Source organism: Morganella sp. EGD-HP17, assembly GCF_000512315.2.
Taxonomy (GTDB): Bacteria; Pseudomonadota; Gammaproteobacteria; order Enterobacterales; family Enterobacteriaceae; genus Morganella; species Morganella morganii.
Genome location: NZ_AZRH01000005.1, coordinates 30,139 through 49,875, shown reverse-complemented (window position 1 = coordinate 49,875; position 19,737 = coordinate 30,139). Strand labels below are relative to the sequence as shown.

The window sequence follows — 19,737 nt, the reverse complement described above, 5'->3', positions numbered from 1 at the left end:
TCCCCGCCGGGCGGGGATTTCTTATATCAGTAAGATCAGAAATTATAGGTGATACCGCCGTTGACACTGAATCCCATCCCCGGGAACAGAGTGCTGTCTTTGCCGGTGACTGAGCGGTTCGCTACAGAGGTGGTCGCATAGTGTTCGTTGGTCAGGTTATCCATTGACATATAGAGCGACCAGTTATCCGCAGGCTGATAAGTGCCTCTCAGCCCGAGCACCGCATAGTGTTTGCGCTTCTGAATATTGAGATGGTTTTCGTGATCGACGGCCATGTCGGTCGGTGCCCAGTGAATATTCGGGCCGAAACGCCAGTCGCCGATCCGGTACAGCACTTCCGCCGAGACAATATTACGCGGGATTCCGGCGATATAATTGCCGTTATATTCACCGCCCATAAAACGGAAATCATTCCACGTCCAGGCCAGCTTATATTCCACATCTCCGGGACCCGCCGGGATCACGCCGTTAATTCCTGCTTCCAGCCCCTGATGACGGGTTTTGGCGGCATAATTAAAGACGCCGGTGATATTTCCCTCTGAATCATAAGTTGTGATGTATTCATCTTTGATAAAGCTGCGGTAGAGCGCCACATTCCATTTCAGCTGTTCGGTAATATCACCGTCACCGCCGATTTCAAACGTCACGCCTTTCTGCGGATCCAGTTTTGTCAGGCGGCCGTCAGAGGAATTAATGATTTCATGGAAGGTCGCGGGCTCCTGACTGGCGCTGACGTTGGCAAACCAGCGCTGATTATCAGCCGGACGCCAGATCACCCCGGCTTTAGGGGTCCAGAAGGTCCAGTTCTGATCCAGTGAAACGGAACTGTTGCGCTTTTCCGTATCACGCCGCGCATGAGTGGCTTTGAGATCCAGATTCAGGGTCAGATCCGGTGTCAGATGAATACCGGCACCGGCGGAGGCATAAATATTGTCTGCTTTGCCGTCAAACTTACCGATCGGTGTTTTGTCCATCTTCGTGCCGCGCCGGTTCTGCATCAGATCGGTTTCCAGGCTCATATGATCAGCCGCCAGTGCTGCCCGCCAGGAGACCGGCTCGGTTTCCATCTGCCAGCCCAGCTGCATACCTTCACTGTGGCTCTGACTGAAACGGTAATAGGCAGGGGTGGTGAAATTATCGTGGGTACGGATATACCAGACACCGGCACTGATGCGCTGATTATCGATCTGCCAGTCCGAACGGTTGGCGGCACGGAATTGCTCTACATTGCGGTGCGGATCCCGCAGCCAGACCATCGGGTAAACCTCTGCCGGGTCACTGTCGAGCACGGCTTCAGAGACCGGCCCGGCGACATCAAAGCGCAGATCGGTCCAGTTGAGGGAGGTGCGGTTCTCAAAATTATCACCGGTATAGCCAAAGTTACCGCGCACGGTTTTGCGCTGTGATGAGGAGTGTTTGCGGTAGCCGTCGAAATGGTCATAAGTGAAATTGATGCGTCCGTCGAAACGGCCGTCATCCGATACGCCGCCGAATGCCGTCTGTAAACCTTCGCGGCCGTAAGAACCGTATTCATAGCGCAGGCGTCCGCCTTCATTGCGGCCGGTATAGGAAATCAGATCCAGCTCACCGCCCAGACTGTTACTCTGCGGGTTCAGGCTGTTGGCGCCGCGCCGGACACTGATCATCCGCGCATCCCGCATTTCCAGGGTGCTGATATGAAAACTGCCGTCTGCATCGGTGACCGGCAGTCCGTCCTGCATCAGCAGAATGCCGCGTGCCAGCGGGGCACTCTGCACACCGGAGCCGCGGATATTCAGCCGGGGCTGATCAATACCGCCGAAGAAATTCTGCACCAGCACGCCGGGCTGATAATCCAGTGCATCATGCAGCGTCGCCAGCCGGGTATCCTTTTCAACCATAATCAGGTTGGTGCCGCCCGCGACATTCTCCAGTTTTTCTTTTTCCTGTGCGGCATCCGGTGCGAGACGGCTTTGTTTTGCAGCGGTGACAATAAGGGTGTCCGGTGCGGGTTCCGCTGCCGCAGCGGAGACACCGGCAGTAAGTGAGAGCGCGAGGCAGTGTGTCAGCCTGCGGCGGGTGATTTTGTTCTGCATTATCCCTGACCTCATAAATGTAATGGTTATCATTTTCATTTGAGGTCATAACATAGTGCAGAAAATGCGGCTTACCCTATGACATTTGTCAAAAAGTCCCGTCCGGGGATTATTTCAGCCCCAGACGTTTTGCCAGACGGTGCAGATTTCCGGCATCAATCCCGAGACGGCGGGCCGCCGCTGCCCAGCTGCCGTCACTGCGGGTAAGTGCCGTGCGGATAAGTTCCGTCTGAAAGGCATCGGTGGCCGTGCGCAGATCCTGATCGGCCTCTGCAGAGAGTGTTTCCGGGCTGACAACCGGTTCAGGGATCTCTTCCGGCGAGAAGTGATGAGGCTGTAACAGCAGCTCTTCACTGTTACCGGTAGCTCGCGCCAACACAATGGCGCGGTGCACGGCATGTTCAAGCTCCCGCACATTACCCGGCCAGTGATAGTGCAGCAGCGCCAGGCGTAACGCGGGACTTATCACCACCTGCGGCAGACCAAACGTCTGACGGTAGCGTTCGCAGAAATAGCCGGTCAGCAGCAGTATATCTTCATGGCGTTCCCGCAGCGGCGGCACCTGTAACGGGAAAATGCTGAGCCGGTGGAACAGGTCAGCCCGGAAACGGCCTGCGGCAACTTCAGCCCGCAGATCCCGGTTGGTGGCAGCCAGCACGCGGACATTCACCCGCAGCGGCCTGTCATCACCGATCCGCTGGATATCGCCATACTGTAAGACCCGCAGCAGCTTGGCCTGTAACGCCGGTGACAGCTCACCGATCTCATCCAGAAACAGCGTACCGTTATCCGCCATTTCAAATTTCCCGCTGCGGTTGCTGATAGCACCGGTAAATGCGCCTTTGACATGCCCGAATAATTCACTTTCCGCAACGGTTTCCGGTAGCGCCGCGCAGTTAAGATACACCAGCGGGTGATCACGGCGGGCGGATAATTCGTGAATGGACTGCACCACCAGCTCTTTACCGGTACCGGTTTCGCCGCTGACCAGCACATTCATATCCGCACCGGCCACAATGGCTATCTCTTTCTTTAACTGCATCATGCAGGGTGAAAGGCCGATAATATCGGTTTGTCCGCCGGATTGCCCTGCCGCCAGCCCGGCGGAGGCGCTGAATGCCAGTTGTTGGTTCTCGAGCTGACCGATAAGCAGGGCGTTATTAAGTGCTCCGGCGGCCAGAGCAGCAATCAGGCGTAATTCTTCATCACTGAATGTATCAAATTGGTCCGGTGCAAGGCTGTCGAGTGTCAGCGCGCCGATAAGGTTTTGCCCGGCAAACAGCGGCAGACCGGCGCAGGCGTGCACTTTCAGATGGATATGATCTGGGATCAGCCCGTCATAAGGATCGGGCAACTGACTGTCTGCGGGAAAACGGACGACATCCCCGGCGCGGGCGATGGTTTCCAGTCTGGGGTGAGCATCCAGCCGGAAGCGGCGGCCGAGAACATCCGGCGACAGCCCGTCAATCGCCAGCGGAATAAACTGATGTGACTCATAACGCAGCAGTGCGGCCGCATCACAATTAAGCACCCGGCGCAGTGTGGAGACCAGCCGCTGAAAGCGATCCTGATGGCCGATATCCCGCTGTAAGGCAATAGCAATGCCGGTAAGTACATCAACTGAAAATCCCATGCTGTCCTCCGCTGTCATTATGACAATACAATGTCATATTGACAGTCAATTTCATAGTCATTTTGACACCTATTTTTTATCCTGAAAATTAAAATCATTATAAAACAACAAAATAAAAGTTGGCATGCAAATTGATTATCTCTCTGTAACGAAGCATAAAAACAGAAGGTAACTATCAAATGGCTATTCATGTAAAAAATAATGTGCATTGGGTCGGACAACGTGACTGGGAAGTCCGCGATTTCCACGGAACAGAATACAAAACCCTGCTCGGCAGCAGCTATAACAGCTACCTGATCCGCGAAGAAAAAAATGTCCTGATTGATACGGTTGATCACAAATTCAGCCGCGAGTTTGTGCAGCATCTGCAGACACAAATCGACCTGAACGATATTGATTACATTGTGATTAACCATGCGGAAGAAGATCACGCCGGGGCATTAACCGAACTGATGGCGGCGATCCCGGGCACGCCAATCTACTGTACTGAAAATGCCATTGATTCCATTAACGGCCACCACCATCACCCGGAATGGCATTTTAATGTGGTGAAAACCGGGGATACCCTGGATATCGGTAACGGCAAACAGCTGATTTTTGTCGAAACCCCGATGCTGCACTGGCCTGACAGCATGATGACCTATCTGACCGGAGATGCCATCCTGTTCAGTAATGATGCCTTTGGTCAGCACTATTGCGACGAGCGACTGTTTAATGATGAGGTGGATCAGACTGAGCTGTTTGAGCAGTGCCAGCGTTACTATGCCAACATCCTGACGCCGTTCAGCCGTCTGGTGACTCCGAAAATTACTGAAATCCTCGGGTTCGGGCTGCCGGTGGATATGATCGCGACCTCACACGGCGTGGTCTGGCGCGATAATCCGACCCAAATCGTGGAGTGGTATCTGAAATGGGCGGCGGATTATCAGGAAGATCGTATCACTATTTTCTACGACACCATGTCCAACAACACCCGCATGATGGCCGATGCAATTGCACAGGGGATTAATGAAGCGGACCCGGATGTGGCGGTGAAAATCTTTAACGTCGCCCGCAGTGATAAGAATGACATTATCACCAGTGTGTTCCGTTCAAAAGGGACGCTGGTGGGTTCATCCACCATGAATAATGTCATGATGCCGAAAATTGCCGGCATGCTGGAGGAATTAACAGGTCTGCGGTTCCGCAATAAAAAAGCAGCGGCTTTCGGCAGTTACGGCTGGAACGGCGGAGCGGTTGACCGTGTGCAGACCCGGCTGATGGATGCCGGTTTTGAAACCACGATGTCACTGAAAGCAAAATGGCGTCCTGATCTGAATACCCTTGAAGAATGCCGCCAGTACGGACGTGACCTGGCGCGGCAGTGGGCGACAGGGGTATTACCGGCGGTCAGCAGACCGGCAGCAGCGGCACCAAAAGCGATCACGCCGCAACCGGTGGCCGCCCCGGCAGCCGCTGTGAATGATACCGGAAAAGCAAAATCATGTGACAGTGTCACTAATGTATCATCTCAGGACTTGGGGCCGTGCATGCAGTGCGGTGTGTGCCAGTGGGTTTATGACCCGGAGAAAGGCGAGCCGGTGCAGGGCGTGGAGCCGGGAACACCGTGGTCCTGTGTACCGGATAATTTCCTGTGTCCGGAATGCTCTCTCGGTAAAGATGTATTTGATGTCCTGGCGACGGAGGCCGCATGAGCGCAGGTATTGTGATTATCGGCGGGGGCTTTGCTGCCCGCCAGCTGGTGAAAAATATCCGTAAAACCGATACACAGGTGCCGCTGACGGTGATTGCGGCAGACAGTATCGATGAATATAACAAACCGGATTTAAGCCATGTGATAAGTCTGAATCAGCGTGCTGATGATCTTATCCGGCAGTCAGCACAGGAATTTGCACAGCAATATAATGTGGCGCTGTTCCCGCATACCCGGATCAGCGGCATTGATGCACAACAGCATCTTATCAGCGGTGAGCAGCAGCAATGGCACTATGACAAACTGGTGCTGGCGACCGGGGCAACACCGGGCCGTCCGCCGGTGCCCGGCAATGAACTGATGCTGACACTTAACAGCCGCGAGGATTTTCAGCGGCACGAAACACGGCTGCGTAATGCACAGCGGGTACTGATCCTTGGCAGCGGCCTGATCGGCACAGAATTGGCAATGGATTTCTGCCGGGCCGGGAAAACCGTTACCCTGGCGGATATGGCGGCCAGTATTTTGTCCTCACTGATGCCCGCTGAACTCAGCAGCCGTCTGCGGCATAACCTGTCCGCATCCGGTGTGCGGGTGCTGACCGGTACACAGTTACAGTCACTGAAGAAAACAGAAAATGATATAGAGGCGTTGTTTGATCATGATTGTGTGACCCGCGCGGATGTGGTGATTGCCGCCACCGGACTGAAACCGGATACCTCGCTGGCTGAGCTGGCCGGTCTGACTGTCCGGCGCGGTATTGTGACAAACAGTTCATTACAGACATCCGATCCGGATATTTATGCCCTCGGCGATTGCGCGGAAATTGACGGTAAAGTGATGCAGTATCTGCAGCCGATTATGCTCAGCGCGGTCTGTCTGGCAAAAAATCTGACCGGCGGAGAGGGAAAACTGACACTGCCGCCAATGCTTATCAGGGTGAAAACACCGGATCTGCCGGTACAGCTCGCCGGGGATTTTCATCATCCTGATCTGCGGTGGAGTATTGATATCAGCCGCAACGGTATGACGGCCAAAGGCCATGACAGCGCCGGAAATCTGCACGCTTTTGCGGTAACGGAAGACAAACTCAGTGATGCTTTTACGCTGCTGCGTCAGCTGCCGCAGCACTGATTTATCATGGTTTATGACTGAATTTTGAGGTAATAAAAATGACATTACGTGAAAAAACCCTGGGCGAACTGGCGCTGTCTGTGAATGGTGCATCGGCACTTTTCCGCCGTTATGATCTGGATTTCTGCTGCGGCGGAAAACGGACACTGGCAAAAGCGGCAGAGAAAAAATCCCTGAATATCGATGAAATTGAACAGGCATTACTCGCCCTGAAAGATGAGGCACCGGCGCAGGACTGGCGGAAAGCCCCGCTGAGCGACATTATCGCCTTTATTATTACCCGTTATCACGATCGCCACCGCGCACAATTACCGGAACTGATTTTACAGGCGGAAAAAGTGGAGCGGGTGCATGCCGCCAAAGCCAGTGTCCCGAAAGGGCTGACCCGGCAACTGACGGCACTGCATGAAGAGCTGACCTCGCATATGATGAAAGAGGAACAAGTGCTGTTTCCGATGATCTGCAACGGCATGGGACCGCAGGCGGCAGGGCCGGTACAGGTTATGGAAGCAGAGCATGATGATGCGGGGGATATTGTGGAGGTGATTAAATTTATCACCAATAATGTCACAGCACCGGAAGAAGCCTGCACAACCTGGCGGGTACTGTATAACGGTATCAATACCTTCATTGATGATTTAATGGAACACATCAGCCTGGAGAATAACTTACTGTTCCCGCGCGCTCTGGCCGGGGAATAGTTCAGCTGCTGATATCATGACGGAACAGCGGGATATATTGCCCGCCTTGCTGTTCCGTCAGCTGTTTTTCTTCCTCACTCCAGCCGTAGTTAATAGCATGGCTGACCGCTCCGGAGTCGCGGGTGGTGATAATCAGTGAGGCTGCCGGTGCTGCAGTGTATGCAGAGAGTACCCGGATAAGTATATTCAGTTCATCACGGGTAAAAGTAACCTGTGATGCAGGTACGGTGGTTTGCAAACGCTGCAGTAACATTGTCAGAGAATGATTCATTCGTGCGGTGTCCCTTTACCGGTATCATTAATATTACTTAATTTACATACGACGTTATCATATGACAGATAAGAGTACTACCGGCTGAATCTGAGAGTGGTCACGATGAGGGCGGGAATAAGATTCTTCTTTATCACAAATAAGAAAATCAAACACCCGTGGGTGTTTGATTTAAATGAGGCATATTGTTTATTATTTTTTATAATGCGGGATAAATGTTATTTTTAATAAATCCGTTATTTGACTTCTATATTTGCTGTGTAGTATATCTTTGCCTAATCAGCGATAGCTTATGGTGACAATATGTTTTTCTGAATCAGATAAAACCGGAGTGATATTTACTTCACCAATGTTATCCGGTATTAATGTACCGTTAGGTTTATTATCCGCCTGAATACTGCTGTTATATTTGGCGGTTTCACCGGAACGGTAACATTCGGCATTGACGTTATTGCCGGATACCTGATAGGTGCAGGGGGCTTCTGTCAGTGACCCGTAGAAATTGATGACGCCGCCTTGCTGACCCTGCAATGATGCGCTGTGTGTAACAAAAGATAATGCAATACCTGCAACTAAAACTAAACGGTTTAACATAGACATATTTTTACTCTCTGTATTCGATATTAACTGAAAGTGTCCCGTTTTAATATTATGAGAAAAGTATCAGTTAATAACATCACAAATGATAGTTAACGGTTAATGATAATATATGATCGCTACGTCTTACTTTATAGTTTGAATGTTACATCAGTATTATTAAACAGACCCATAACAAATAGCCTGTCGCAACAAAAACAAGGGCTGTTATTTCTGTTCTTTTTATTTAGGATTTGTTTATTAAGTGTAGTTTATAATGCGGACATTAAAACAAAAACACTTTACTCAGTATCTATATTCTGTCCGCCCCGTTACGGGGCTTTTTTTATCCGAAATACATTCCTGTTTAAATTTGATCAATATAAACGGGAATGTCAGTTGCTGTGATTATTGAGGAAAACTCATCAAAAAACGGAGCGAATATTAGCATCAAAAATCGGGATGGGCAAAATTAAGAATAAACTGAATGACATCACCTAAGTTTATGTTTATTGGTTTTTTTATGACCAGAATCCCGGGAAACAAAATAAAATCCCCGGGATTAAATTGTAATGTTCCGTGTAATAGCTACCAATTCTGTAATACAATGTTACAAGATGTTTCGCCATTATAGAGCTTAGTGATGTTTTCCAGCGTGGTTTCGCTGATACTCAACAGAGCTTCTTCTGTCAGAAACGCCTGATGGCCGGTAAACAGGACGTTATGGCAGGAAGAGAGACGGCGGAACACATCATCCTGAATCACATCATTCGATTTATCTTCAAAGAATAAATCACGTTCATTTTCATACACATCCATACCCAGCGCGCCAATTTTCTGCTGTTTGAGGGCATTAATGGCGGCAGCGGAATCAATTAATGCACCGCGGCTGGTATTGATAATCATCACGCCGTCTTTCATTTTGGCAAATGCGGTTTCATTCAGCAGATGATGATTTTCCGGCGTCAGCGGGCAGTGAAGTGAAATCACATCAGATTGCGCAAACAGCGTGTTCAGATCGACATATTCTGCACCCAGATCCAGTGCTGTCTGGTTAGGATAAGGATCAGACACCAGCAGGCGCATCCCGAATCCCTTTAATATCCGCAGTACGGCCAGGCCGATTTTGCCTGTTCCGACAATCCCGGCTGTGCGGTTATGCATATTAAAGCCGGTCAGACCCTCGAGAGAAAAGTTAGCATCGCGGGTGCGCTGGTAAGCACGGTGAATACGGCGGTTCAGGCTCAGCATCATACCGACGGCATGTTCAGCCACAGCTTCCGGGGAATAGGCCGGAACACGGACAACCTGAATACCCAGCTCTTCAGCGGCGGCTAAATCCACGTTATTAAAACCCGCACAGCGCAGTGCGAGGATTCTGATATTGAGATCCGCCAGTTCCTGCAATACTTCCCGGTTCGCATCATCATTAACAAAAATACAGACAGCATCGGCACCCACGGCGTTTTTTGCGGTTTGTTGTGTCAGCGGGAAATCAAAATATTCGATATCATACTGAAAGCGAGGATCCTGATTAATCAAATCCATATGTTTGCTGTCGTAATGTTTGGTACTGTAACTGACGATTTTCATCGGGGTTCCTCCGCTAAAAAATAAATCGCTACACTAAACCGGATAGCCCTGACAAAATAGGGCGGTCCTGTGTTCAGAAATGATTGAAATCTGCTGACTACAGTATAACGCTTAGTTGATGTATCTGTAACCGGGGAACTGCACCTCTGAGGTCTATGAAAAAATTACTGAAAGTGCTGGTCGTACTGCTTGCTCTGCTGATGATTATCCTCCCGGCGGCCTGGCTGACAATTCCGCGCTGGCTGCCTGCCGTGGTGAAATCCTCTCTGCCGGATGGCGTTACACTGTCACTTTCTCAGCCAAAAATTCGTGCGGGTGGCCTCTATATAGAAGAAGCGGCTCTCCGCAGTAATGAATGTCAGCTGGCGGGCGGGGAAAAGCTGTCACTTCACTATCAGCGCGGCGGCCGCTGGATTATTGATGCCGGTTCACTGACCGGTGATGCGGGTTGCTTTCAGAAATTACCTTCCGGCCCTGAAGAAACAGACACTACACCGGTTGATATCGGCGCGCTGTTATCACAGCTGCCGCCGGTGACGCTGACCGCGGATAACGTTATCCCCGCGCCCTGGCAGATGTACCGGGGAAAACTGAGCCTGACAACCGCACCCGGCCGGGGACAGCAATTGAGTTATCAGGGTGAGAACATTCAGGCGGAACTGGCGGTTGATCCGGCGCTGAACCTGACTCTGTCACAACTGGATGCCACTGTTGGTGATGAAAAATTTGCGCTCAGCGGCGCACTGACACTGCCGCTGAATACAGCGGAGCTGCCGGATAAAGGCAGATTACAGGCTGAAATCACAACCACATACCGGCCACAGCCGCTGATGGCTGCCTTTGACTGGCAGGGGCGGCAGGGTGTTCTGACGCTGAGTGAAACCGACCCGCAGACCGTGCTGCTGAATATTCCCTGGGAAGCCACGGCGGAAAGTATTCTGATTAAAAACGGGGAATGGCGCTGGGATGAGTGGGAACAGCCACTGAAGGGAACTATCAGCGCAGAACTGAAAAACTGGCTCTCTTCACCGGCGGATATGCTTTTGGGGGCGCGGATCTCCGTGACCACGCAGGGTGTGCGCGGTAAAGGCACGGTGGTATTGCAGTTACCGGAAACACCGCTTCCGCTGACTGAATTTGATATTCCTTTTGAGCTGGCCGGGCAGGTTAATCACAATGATATGTGGGCAGCCGGACGGGTACCGGCGGTACTGACCGGCACGTTTGCCGATCCGGTGATCCGGTTACGCTCCGGGGCACTGGTGCGGGCTCGCGGGCAGCTCAGTCCGGATTTTCTGGTGGAAGAACTGCGTCTGCCGCTGGCGGGAACCTCGCTGTCACAGCAGGGAATTTCCGGGCCGCTGGATGCTATTGTGACGGTGAATAATCCGGAGCTGGGGCGTTACCGTTTTCAGATGAAAGGCCAGGCGCGGGAATTCCTGCCGGATAATGGCCGCTGGTACTGGCAAATCTGGGGAAATGGCCGGATGAAACCGCTGAATGCGGACTGGACATTCTCCGGCGCCGGTTCCTGGCTGGATGAGGAAATCCGTATCCGGAAACTGAACACCGGATTCAACGGTATCCGCTACGGTATGATGTCGATGGATGCCCCGGCGCTGACACTGTTATCCCCGCTGATCTGGACGCGGGTTGACGGGCAGGAGAAATTGTCCGGTAAAGTGCAGCTGACCACCCGGAAAATCCGGCTGGATAACAGCTATCTGCCGTCCGCGACCTTTGATATGACGCTGGATGGCCGTGACCCCCGCGATTTTTCTGTTAAAGGCACACTGTCAGCCGGAAAAAATATCGGGCCGATACATTACTGGAGCCGCTGGGACGGTGTCCGTCTGCGTGGTGAGGCCCGCTGGCCGGAGCAGGATATGCGGGCATTTCAGACGCTGATCCCGGCCGACCTGGGGATCACACTGCGTAACGGCGTTTTCTATGCCCAGGCGGCGTATTCCGCTGCACCGGGTCAGGGATTTGTCGCCGGTGGTCACTGGGTGGTCAAACAGGCGGGCATGTGGCTGAAAGACGGCGAAGTGAGCGGTGTGGATTTTGTGCTGCCGTGGCGGCTCGCGGACAGCCGCTGGCAGCTCGGCAGTAAAACGCCTGTGATGCTGCGGATTGCGCGCGTTGAGAATCTGTTTGAAGTGACGGATATTAAAGCCGATTTGCAGGGCTATTACCCGTACGATGAGACGTATCCGCTGGAACTGTCCGGCGTCAGTCTGGATATTCTGGGCGGACAGGTCACCATGCCGTCACTGACCATTCCGCAGAAAACCGCAGCGGTGATAAAACTGGATAAACTGAATACCGGTCCGCTGATCAATACGCTGAAAGTGACACAGTTTGCCCTTGAAGGCAGTATCAGCGGGGAATTACCGTTTTATATTGATAATCCGCAGTGGATTGTGCATAACGGTTGGGTGGAAAACGACGAACCGCTGACCCTCAATCTGGATAATCAGTTTGTTGAATCGGTCAGTGAAAACAATATTTCAGCGGGTACGGCGATTAACTGGCTGGATTATCTGGTGATGAAACGGGTGCGGACGGATGTTAATCTGACCAACCTGGGTGTCCTGACGATGTCATCAGTGGTTTCCGGCTATAATCCGGTACTGGATGCACGGCGGGCGGTAAATCTGAATTACCGGCATGAGGAAAATGTGTTTCAGTTATGGCGCAGTCTGCGTTTCGGCAGCAATCTGGAAGCCTGGCTGGAAAAGAGTATTTCACAGAATCAGGAGTAACATCCGACGGAGTCAGAATGAAAAAATGGATAGCAGGTGCGGTATTACCGCTGATGATTATCGCGCTTAACGGTTGTCTGCGGGTGGAAGTGGCCACACCGGATAAACCCATTGATATCAATATGAATGTCAAAATTGAACATGAAATTAATGTCAAAATTGACCGCCAGGTTGAAGATTTGCTGAAAAATAACTCAGCGATATTTTGAGGTGAATAATGCGTAAATTCATTAACAGCGGGCTGGCCGCGCTGACATTACTGATCAGCAGCTCTGCGTTTGCACTGACCCTGGATGAGGCCAAACAGCAGGGACTGGTGGGCGAAACCTTCAGCGGTTATATCGCGGCCGTGGATAAAGCATCGTCACGGCAGGATGTCAGCGGTCTGGTGAAAGAGATTAATACAGCCCGGACGCAAAAATACAGTGAACTGGCACAAACCAACCGGATGAAAGCGGATGAAGTGGCTAAAATCGCCGGACAGAAACTGGTGACCCGCGCGCCGCAGGGCGAATATGTGCTCGGTATCAACGGTAAATGGCTGAAGAAAGAGTAACGGATTAACGGATGCAAAAAAAAGCGCCGGATGACCCGGCGCGGAACAAGGATGATTAATGATGATACTGCTTGTTTTTGTGTTGTTATCCGGTTATGCGGAAAGCGCTTCAACGCACTGACGGGCATTCTGCTGTGCTTTTTCAGCAAAATCCTCACCCATCGAGACACCTTCGGCATAAATAAACTCAATATCGCTGATCCCGATAAAACCCAGGAACTGTGTCATAAACGGCACAATCAGGTCAGACGTCTGATCGCGGTGGAAACCGCCGCGTGCAGTCAGAACAATCGCACGTTTGCCCGTCACCAGCCCTTCGGCACCTTTTTCGGTATAGCGGAAGGTCTTGCCGGCAGCTGCAATGAAATCCAGATAGGTTTTCAGCTGTGTCGGTATGGTGAAGTTATACATTGGTGCGGTGAATACGATAACGTCGTGTGCAAAAAGCTCATCAATCAGTTCAGTCTGTAATGCATTTGCGGACTCCTGACGCTGTGTTAAGGTGCCGCCTGCGGAACCATGCATACCGGAAACAATTTCGTTATCCAGAACCGGTACTGGGTCAGCACTCAGGTCGCGGACAGTGATCGCATCATCTGCATGATTTTTCCGCCATTGTCCGATAAAATAATCCGCCATTTTGTTGGTGTGTGAGTAGTCCGCAAGAATACTGGATTTCAGAACGAGAACTTTTTGCATAGTAAACCTTGTTATTGTGATTCAGCTTATTTATTACGTAATCAGTGTATGAAAGCCGCTGTATAAAGAACAGCAGATAAATTCGGCGCATAACATCAAAAAATCTGACAATGGCCGGATACGGCAAGTTTAATAAAGACACGCGGTGTGCGTTACTCCGAAAACGGGATAACAATGACAGAGGGGAGACCCGCCGCACAAAAAGCCAAACCGTACAGACGGCACGATATTACCTATCAGAAGGACAGCAAGGTGAATTCCCTTCTTAATGAATTAAAACAGTTAATCCCCCATCTATCGCTGCGGGAGCAGCATCAGTTCCGCAAACGGCTGGCGGGGGTGGCGAAGATCCGCAACCCCGAATCTCAGCAGAAGGTGCTGGCAGGGTTACAGGATGAGATGCTGCGCGGTATTACCCGCACAGAGCTGCGCATTGCCAACCGGCCGGAGATTACCTATCCGGATAATCTGCCGGTCTCGCAGAAGCGCGAAGCGATTTATAACGCGATCCGTGATAATCAGGTGGTGATCATCGCGGGTGAAACCGGATCCGGTAAAACCACGCAGATCCCGAAAATCTGTCTGGAACTGGGACGCGGTATCACCGGGTTTATCGGTCATACCCAGCCGCGTCGTCTGGCTGCACGGACCGTAGCTTCCCGTATTGCGGAGGAACTGAAAGTCCCGCTTGGCGGCGCCGTCGGTTATAAAGTCCGCTTCAGTGATCAGGTCAGTGATAATTCGCTGGTTAAGCTGATGACGGACGGGATCCTGCTGGCAGAATTACAGCAGGACAAGCTGCTGCTGCAGTATGACACCATCATCATCGATGAAGCCCACGAACGCAGCCTGAATATTGATTTTATCCTCGGCTATCTGCGTCAGCTTCTGCCGAAACGTCCGGATCTGAAAGTGATCATCACCTCCGCGACCATTGATCCGGAGCGGTTTTCCCGTCATTTCGGTAATGCACCGATTATTGAAGTCTCCGGGCGTACTTATCCGGTGGAAGTCCGTTATCGTCCGGTGATGGGGGAAGAGAATGATTCGGATCGTGACCTGACTCAGGGCATTCTGGATGCCGTGCATGAACTGGGACGGGAAAGTGCGGGGGATATCCTTATCTTTATGAGCGGGGAGCGGGAGATCCGTGAAACCGCCGATGCCCTGAATAAAGCAGATTTACGCCATACCGAAGTGCTGCCGCTGTTTGCCCGTCTTTCCAACAGTGAACAGAACCGGATTTTTCAGCCGCACACCGGGCGCCGTATCGTACTGGCCACCAACGTGGCGGAAACTTCGCTGACCGTTCCCGGCATCAAATATGTGATTGATACCGGGTTTGCCCGTGTCAGCCGCTACAGTTACCGGACAAAAGTTCAGCGTCTGCCGATAGAACCAATTTCGCAGGCCTCGGCAAACCAGCGCAAAGGGCGTTGCGGCCGTGTTTCTGACGGGATCTGCATCCGACTCTATTCGGAGGATGATTTCCTGTCACGGCCGGAATTTACCGACCCGGAAATTCTGCGTACCAACCTGGCCTCCGTTATTCTGCAGATGACCGCGATCGGGCTGGGGGATATCGCCGCCTTCCCGTTTGTGGAAGCGCCGGATAAACGCAATATCCAGGATGGCGTCAAACTGCTGGAAGAACTGGGTGCTATCGACGGTAAAACCTCCGCCGAAGGGCATTATCATCTGACACAAACCGGCCGTCAGCTGGCGAAACTGCCGATTGACCCGCGCCTGGCGCGGATGGTGCTGGAAGCCCGTAACCACGGCGCGGTGCGGGAAACCATGGTGATCGCCGCCGCACTCTCCATCCAGGATCCCCGTGAGCGTCCGCTGGAGAAACAGCAGGCGTCCGATGAAAAACACCGCCGCTTTGCGGATAAAGAATCTGACTTTATTGCCTTTGTGAATCTGTGGAACTACCTGAAAGAACAGCAGAAAGTGTTATCCAACTCGCAGTTGCGCAAACAGTGTCGTCAGGAGTTTCTTAACTATCTGCGGATCCGCGAATGGCAGGATGTGTATACCCAGCTGCGCCAGGTGGTGAAAGAGCAGGGAATTCCGGTGAACAGCGAACCGGCGGATTATAAAAGTGTCCATCTGTCGCTCCTGAGCGGTCTGCTGTCCCATGTCGGGCAGAAAGACACGGAAAAACAGGAGTTCACCGGGGCGCGTAATGCGCGTTTCTCCGTCTTCCCGGGTTCCGGCTTATTTAAGAAGCCGCCGAAATGGGTAATGGTGGCGGAGCTGGTGGAAACCAGCCGGTTATGGGGGCGGATTGCCGCTAAAATTGAACCGGAATGGATAGAGCCGCTGGCACCGCATCTGGTGAAATATCACTACAGCGAGCCGCACTGGGAGAAATCTCAGGGTGCGGTGATGGCAATGGAAAAAGTGACTCTCTATGGCCTGCCGGTCGTGGCGGGACGTCCGGTGAACTACGGTAATATCGATCCGGCGCTGTGTCGTGAACTCTTTATCCGTCATGCGCTGGTGGAAGGTGACTGGCTGACCCGTCATGCGTTCTTCCGGGAAAACCAGAAACTGCGTAATGAAGTGGAAGAGCTGGAACACAAATCCCGGCGCCGCGATATCCTTGTGGATGATGAAACTCTGTTCAGTTTCTACGATACCCGTCTGCCGCCGGATATTATCTCGTCACGCCACTTTGATAACTGGTGGAAACGGGAACGGCTACAGAAACCGGATTTTCTCAATTATGAGAAAAACATGCTGATCCGCTCTGATGCTAATCAGGTAACTGCACAGGATTATCCGAACTACTGGTATCAGGGGGATCTGAAATTCCGCCTGAGCTATCAGTTTGAACCCGGAACCGAAGCGGACGGTGTGACCGTACATATTCCGCTGCCGGTACTGAATCAGGTCAGTCCGGAAGGGTTTGACTGGCAAATCCCCGGGCTGCGTGAAGAGCTGGTTATTGCGCTGATTAAATCGCTGCCGAAACCGGTACGCCGCAATTTTGTGCCTGCACCAAACTATGCGGGCGCATTTATGGAGCGGGTACCTGAGCCGCAGGGCGCACTGCTGGATGCGCTGGAGCGGGAACTGCGCCGTATGACCGGTGTCACGGTTGATCGCGAATCCTGGCAGTTGGATCAAATTCCGTCACATCTGAAAATCACCTTCCGTATCACGGGGGATAAACAGAAAAAACTGGCGGAAGGTTACGATCTGGAAGCTTTAAAACTGAGCCTGAAAGAGCAGGTGCAGCAGACACTGTCTGATGTGGTCGATGACGGTATCGAACAAAGCGGTGCGCATATCTGGCGTTTCGGCGATATTCCCGGCTGTTATGAGCAAAAACGCGGTGGTTATGCGGTGAAAGCTTACCCGGCGCTGGTGGATGAAAAGCAGAGTGTCGGGATTAAGGTCTTTGAAACGGAATTTGAGCAGCAGCTGGCGATGCAGGCGGGAACGCGGCGCTTACTGCTGCTGAATATTCCGTCGCCGATCAAATATCTGCATGAAAAATTACCGAACAAAGCCAAACTGGGGCTGTATTTTAACCCGTACGGTAAAGTGCTGGATCTGATTGATGATTGTATCGCCTGTGGTGTCGACAAGCTGATCGCACAATACGGCGGTGTGGTCTGGCAGGAGGACAAATTCGCGCAGTTACAGGAGTTTGTCCGGGCTGAGCTGAACGAAACCGTTGTCGGTATCGCGAAGCTGGTGGAGCAGATCCTGACCACCACATTTGCCATCAGTAAACGCCTGAAAGGGCGGATTGATATGCAGATGGCGTTTGCGCTCTCTGACATCAAAGCACAAATGAGCGGACTGGTCTTCCCGGGCTTTGTAACGGCTCACGGCTGGCAGCGTCTGCCGGATATCCTGCGCTATTTACAGGGGATAGAGCGGCGCATCGAAAAACTGGTATCTGACGTTAACCGCGACAGGGCGAATATGAGTAAAATTGAGCATGTTCAGAACCTGTGGAAGCAGTGGCAGGGTAAGTTATCACCGGTGGAGAAACACAGACCGGAAGCGGAGGCTGTGCGCTGGATGATAGAAGAGTTGCGTATCAGTCTGTTCGCCCAGCAACTGGGAACGCCGTATCCGGTTTCTGATAAACGGATTATTCAGGCAATGGAACAAATCAGCGGGTAAAGTGCCGTTTTTGCGGTATACTGTTTATTTATCCAGTGCCGGTGATTATAGTAACAAACGGGCATATCATCGCCCGTTTTCTTTTGTCCTTTTTCTGTGAATGCATCATTTTAGTTACAACATGCAGTGTGTTTTCATCTCAATCCTCCGCAGGAAGCAACGGTGCTTGTTTATGTTCGGCAGAGAAAATTGGGGGAAGCGGGGAAGGAGACAAAAAAGCCGGTCAGTGACCGGCTCCTGTTTTCAGATTTTCAGCGCACCAGATACCAGAGTGCGGGAACTGCCGCTATCAGCAGGGCTGCAATAATGCTCCACTCGATAAAATGCAGTGTGGTTTTTATCTCACGGTTTTTCAGGGCATAGAGAAATACCAGAATACCCGGTGCATAGAGCACAACTGACAGCATCAGATTGATAATGCCGGATGCATAAATCAGCCATAAGCCATACATTGCCGCAATCATACCCACGCCGAGCAGTGCCGGTTTTTTCATTCTCAGGGCGGTTTTTACCAGGAATGCACCGACCAGGAAATAGGGCACCAGAATCATTTCAGAAGCAATGGTCAGCAGCGTATTGTAATTACTGCCGCTGAGCCAGATCAGCACCAGTGCCAGCTGTACCGCACCGTTAGTCATCCATAAAGAGGAGGATGGGGCATTATTCGCATTCTGTTTTTTAAACGGTGACGGGAAAGAGCCATGCAGTGCGGCGATAAACGGCACTTCGGCAGCCATAATTGTCCAGCTCAGATATGCACCACAGACAGAAATAATCAGACCCGCTGCGATAATAATCTCACCACTGCCGCCAATCAGGTTCACCATCAGTGTTGCCATCGAAGGGTTGCGCATTTCTGCCAGTTCCGGACGGGCAACAACCCCCATTGACAGCAGGGTAACCAGGATATAAATCGTCAGTGCGGAAATCACCGCCATCATGGTCGCCAAACCGACATCTTTACGGCGGCGGGCACGGGCGGAAACCACAACCGCACCTTCAATCCCGATAAATACCCACAGCGTGATCAGCATGGTATCTTTCACCTGCTGCCACACCGGCACGCCGAGATCCACACCGGTGAAATCAAGATGGAAGGTATCCCAGCGGAATGCGATTACCGCCAGGACGATAAACAGGCCGAGCGGCACCAGTTTAGCGAACGTTGCCAGTTTATTGATACCGGCGGCAGTCTGTACGCCGCGCAGCACCAGGCAATGCACAAACCACAGCAGAACAGATTCACCAATCAGCGCCTGCCAGGTATTTCCGTCGCCGAAAACAGTATTGTCCGGGGTATCCGTAAAAAAGCTGAACGCCGCAAACACAATCACCAGATAGGAGACGTTGGCGATCACTGCACATAACCAGTATCCCCAGGCGGAGCAGAAACCAATCAGTTCCCCGAAACCGTCTTTGGCATAGGTAAAGATGCCGCCGTCGAGATCCGGACGCAGCCGGGAAAGCAGCAGCAGGGCGAAAGCCAGAAAGAGGATACCGACACCGGTAATTGACCAGCCGATAATAAGTGCAGCCGGACTGGCCACTTCGGCCATATTCTGCGGAAGACTAAACACACCGGCACCAACCATAGAACTGAGCACTAATGCGGTGAGCGCGGTTAAACTGAGTTTCTTATCCAAAAGACCTTCCCGGTAAATCTGATGCGGTAAGCAGGGTATTCATGCAGTCAATCTGACTGAATACGCAAAAATTGGCGCTGATTGTACGGATACACGGCGGGATATGCAATGTTTAATCATGCATTAATTGCATTATATTATGCATATTTACTGTTTATCAGAACGACAGCAGAAGAATGTAGTGAAAGTGTTAATACCCCGGACAAAAGCCATAAAAAAAGCGTATCAGAGATACGCTTTTTCCGGTGAACT

General features: G+C 51.8%; 14 protein-coding genes. 7 read left to right on the top strand and 7 right to left on the bottom strand.

Annotated features, from left to right (window positions below; all coding sequences use genetic code 11):
• Positions 1–35: 35 nt before the first annotated feature.
• Together X965_RS07000 and norR are read right to left on the bottom strand one after the other, a co-directional pair.
• A complete protein-coding gene (locus X965_RS07000; protein WP_036417547.1) occupies positions 36–2,075 on the bottom strand; it encodes a TonB-dependent receptor domain-containing protein in 2,040 nt (679 codons plus the stop codon).
• Positions 2,076–2,184: 109 nt separating this feature from the next.
• Complete coding sequence (norR, locus tag X965_RS06995) at positions 2,185–3,708, bottom strand: nitric oxide reductase transcriptional regulator NorR (protein WP_036417545.1); 1,524 nt, start codon at positions 3,706–3,708, stop codon at positions 2,185–2,187.
• A 179-nt stretch (positions 3,709–3,887) separates the two neighbouring features.
• Between norR and norV the strand changes: the two genes are divergently transcribed.
• The 3 genes from norV to ytfE are packed head-to-tail and all read left to right on the top strand — an operon-like array spanning position 3,888 to position 7,236.
• Positions 3,888–5,402, top strand: a complete 1,515-nt coding sequence (gene norV, locus X965_RS06990; RefSeq protein ID WP_036417543.1) for an anaerobic nitric oxide reductase flavorubredoxin — start codon at positions 3,888–3,890, stop codon at positions 5,400–5,402.
• Positions 5,399–6,535 carry an NADH:flavorubredoxin reductase NorW gene (gene norW / locus X965_RS06985; protein WP_036417541.1) on the top strand — a complete coding sequence of 379 codons (1,137 nt, stop codon included), beginning with the start codon at positions 5,399–5,401 and terminating at the stop codon, positions 6,533–6,535. The genes norV and norW overlap by 4 nt, the downstream gene beginning before the upstream one ends.
• Positions 6,536–6,573: 38 nt before the next feature.
• Positions 6,574–7,236, top strand: a complete 663-nt coding sequence (gene ytfE / locus X965_RS06980) for an iron-sulfur cluster repair protein YtfE (protein ID WP_004237529.1) — start codon at positions 6,574–6,576, stop codon at positions 7,234–7,236.
• A gap of 1 nt (position 7,237) precedes the next feature.
• On the opposite strand, the gene X965_RS06975 is transcribed toward ytfE, so the two are convergent.
• The 3 genes from X965_RS06975 to X965_RS06965 all read right to left on the bottom strand — a co-directional run bounded on the left by X965_RS06975 (position 7,238) and on the right by X965_RS06965 (position 9,676).
• Complete coding sequence (locus X965_RS06975; protein WP_004239392.1) at positions 7,238–7,507, bottom strand: hypothetical protein; 270 nt, start codon at positions 7,505–7,507, stop codon at positions 7,238–7,240.
• Positions 7,508–7,786: 279 nt separating this feature from the next.
• On the bottom strand, positions 7,787–8,107 hold the full coding sequence (locus X965_RS06970; RefSeq protein ID WP_015422702.1) for a hypothetical protein: 321 nt from the start codon (positions 8,105–8,107) through the stop codon (positions 7,787–7,789).
• Positions 8,108–8,671: 564 nt separating this feature from the next.
• Positions 8,672–9,676 carry a 2-hydroxyacid dehydrogenase gene (locus X965_RS06965; protein WP_004237532.1) on the bottom strand — a complete coding sequence of 335 codons (1,005 nt, stop codon included), beginning with the start codon at positions 9,674–9,676 and terminating at the stop codon, positions 8,672–8,674.
• A 155-nt stretch (positions 9,677–9,831) separates the two neighbouring features.
• On the opposite strand from X965_RS06965, the gene X965_RS06960 reads away from it, so the two are divergent.
• The 3 genes from X965_RS06960 to X965_RS06950 are packed head-to-tail and all read left to right on the top strand — an operon-like array spanning position 9,832 to position 12,997.
• A complete protein-coding gene (locus X965_RS06960) occupies positions 9,832–12,441 on the top strand; it encodes a YdbH family protein (protein WP_036417538.1) in 2,610 nt (869 codons plus the stop codon).
• Between the two features lie 17 nt (positions 12,442–12,458).
• On the top strand, positions 12,459–12,650 hold the full coding sequence (locus X965_RS06955; protein ID WP_004237534.1) for a YnbE family lipoprotein: 192 nt from the start codon (positions 12,459–12,461) through the stop codon (positions 12,648–12,650).
• Positions 12,651–12,658: 8 nt separating this feature from the next.
• Positions 12,659–12,997 carry a YdbL family protein gene (locus X965_RS06950; RefSeq protein ID WP_004237535.1) on the top strand — a complete coding sequence of 113 codons (339 nt, stop codon included), beginning with the start codon at positions 12,659–12,661 and terminating at the stop codon, positions 12,995–12,997.
• A 93-nt stretch (positions 12,998–13,090) separates the two neighbouring features.
• Here X965_RS06950 and X965_RS06945 read toward each other — a convergent pair whose 3' ends face one another.
• Positions 13,091–13,696, bottom strand: a complete 606-nt coding sequence (locus tag X965_RS06945) for an FMN-dependent NADH-azoreductase (protein ID WP_004237536.1) — start codon at positions 13,694–13,696, stop codon at positions 13,091–13,093.
• 174 nt (positions 13,697–13,870) lie between these two features.
• Between X965_RS06945 and hrpA the strand changes: the two genes are divergently transcribed.
• Positions 13,871–17,842, top strand: a complete 3,972-nt coding sequence (gene hrpA / locus X965_RS06940; protein ID WP_152902658.1) for an ATP-dependent RNA helicase HrpA — start codon at positions 13,871–13,873, stop codon at positions 17,840–17,842.
• 251 nt (positions 17,843–18,093) lie between these two features.
• Here hrpA and X965_RS06935 read toward each other — a convergent pair whose 3' ends face one another.
• The gene (locus X965_RS06935) at positions 18,094–19,485 is read right to left on the bottom strand and encodes an amino acid permease (RefSeq protein WP_036417537.1); all 1,392 of its coding nucleotides are present in this window, start codon (positions 19,483–19,485) and stop codon (positions 18,094–18,096) included.
• Positions 19,486–19,737 lie beyond the last annotated feature (252 nt).

Excerpts from the sequence above, each read along its gene's own strand:
- ytfE (WP_004237529.1), top strand. The coding sequence starts at position 6,574 with ATGACATTACGTGAAAAAACCCTGGGCGAACTGGCGCTGTCTGTGAAT.
- X965_RS07000 (WP_036417547.1), bottom strand. The coding sequence starts at position 2,075 with ATGCAGAACAAAATCACCCGCCGCAGGCTGACACACTGCCTCGCGCTC.
- X965_RS06955 (WP_004237534.1), top strand. The coding sequence starts at position 12,459 with ATGAAAAAATGGATAGCAGGTGCGGTATTACCGCTGATGATTATCGCG.
- norW (WP_036417541.1), top strand. The coding sequence starts at position 5,399 with ATGAGCGCAGGTATTGTGATTATCGGCGGGGGCTTTGCTGCCCGCCAG.
- X965_RS06975 (WP_004239392.1), bottom strand. The coding sequence starts at position 7,507 with ATGAATCATTCTCTGACAATGTTACTGCAGCGTTTGCAAACCACCGTA.
- norV (WP_036417543.1), top strand. The coding sequence starts at position 3,888 with ATGGCTATTCATGTAAAAAATAATGTGCATTGGGTCGGACAACGTGAC.
- X965_RS06965 (WP_004237532.1), bottom strand. The coding sequence starts at position 9,676 with ATGAAAATCGTCAGTTACAGTACCAAACATTACGACAGCAAACATATG.
- X965_RS06945 (WP_004237536.1), bottom strand. The coding sequence starts at position 13,696 with ATGCAAAAAGTTCTCGTTCTGAAATCCAGTATTCTTGCGGACTACTCA.
- X965_RS06950 (WP_004237535.1), top strand. The coding sequence starts at position 12,659 with ATGCGTAAATTCATTAACAGCGGGCTGGCCGCGCTGACATTACTGATC.
- hrpA (WP_152902658.1), top strand. The coding sequence starts at position 13,871 with ATGACAGAGGGGAGACCCGCCGCACAAAAAGCCAAACCGTACAGACGG.
- X965_RS06960 (WP_036417538.1), top strand. The coding sequence starts at position 9,832 with ATGAAAAAATTACTGAAAGTGCTGGTCGTACTGCTTGCTCTGCTGATG.
- norR (WP_036417545.1), bottom strand. The coding sequence starts at position 3,708 with ATGGGATTTTCAGTTGATGTACTTACCGGCATTGCTATTGCCTTACAG.
- X965_RS06970 (WP_015422702.1), bottom strand. The coding sequence starts at position 8,107 with ATGTCTATGTTAAACCGTTTAGTTTTAGTTGCAGGTATTGCATTATCT.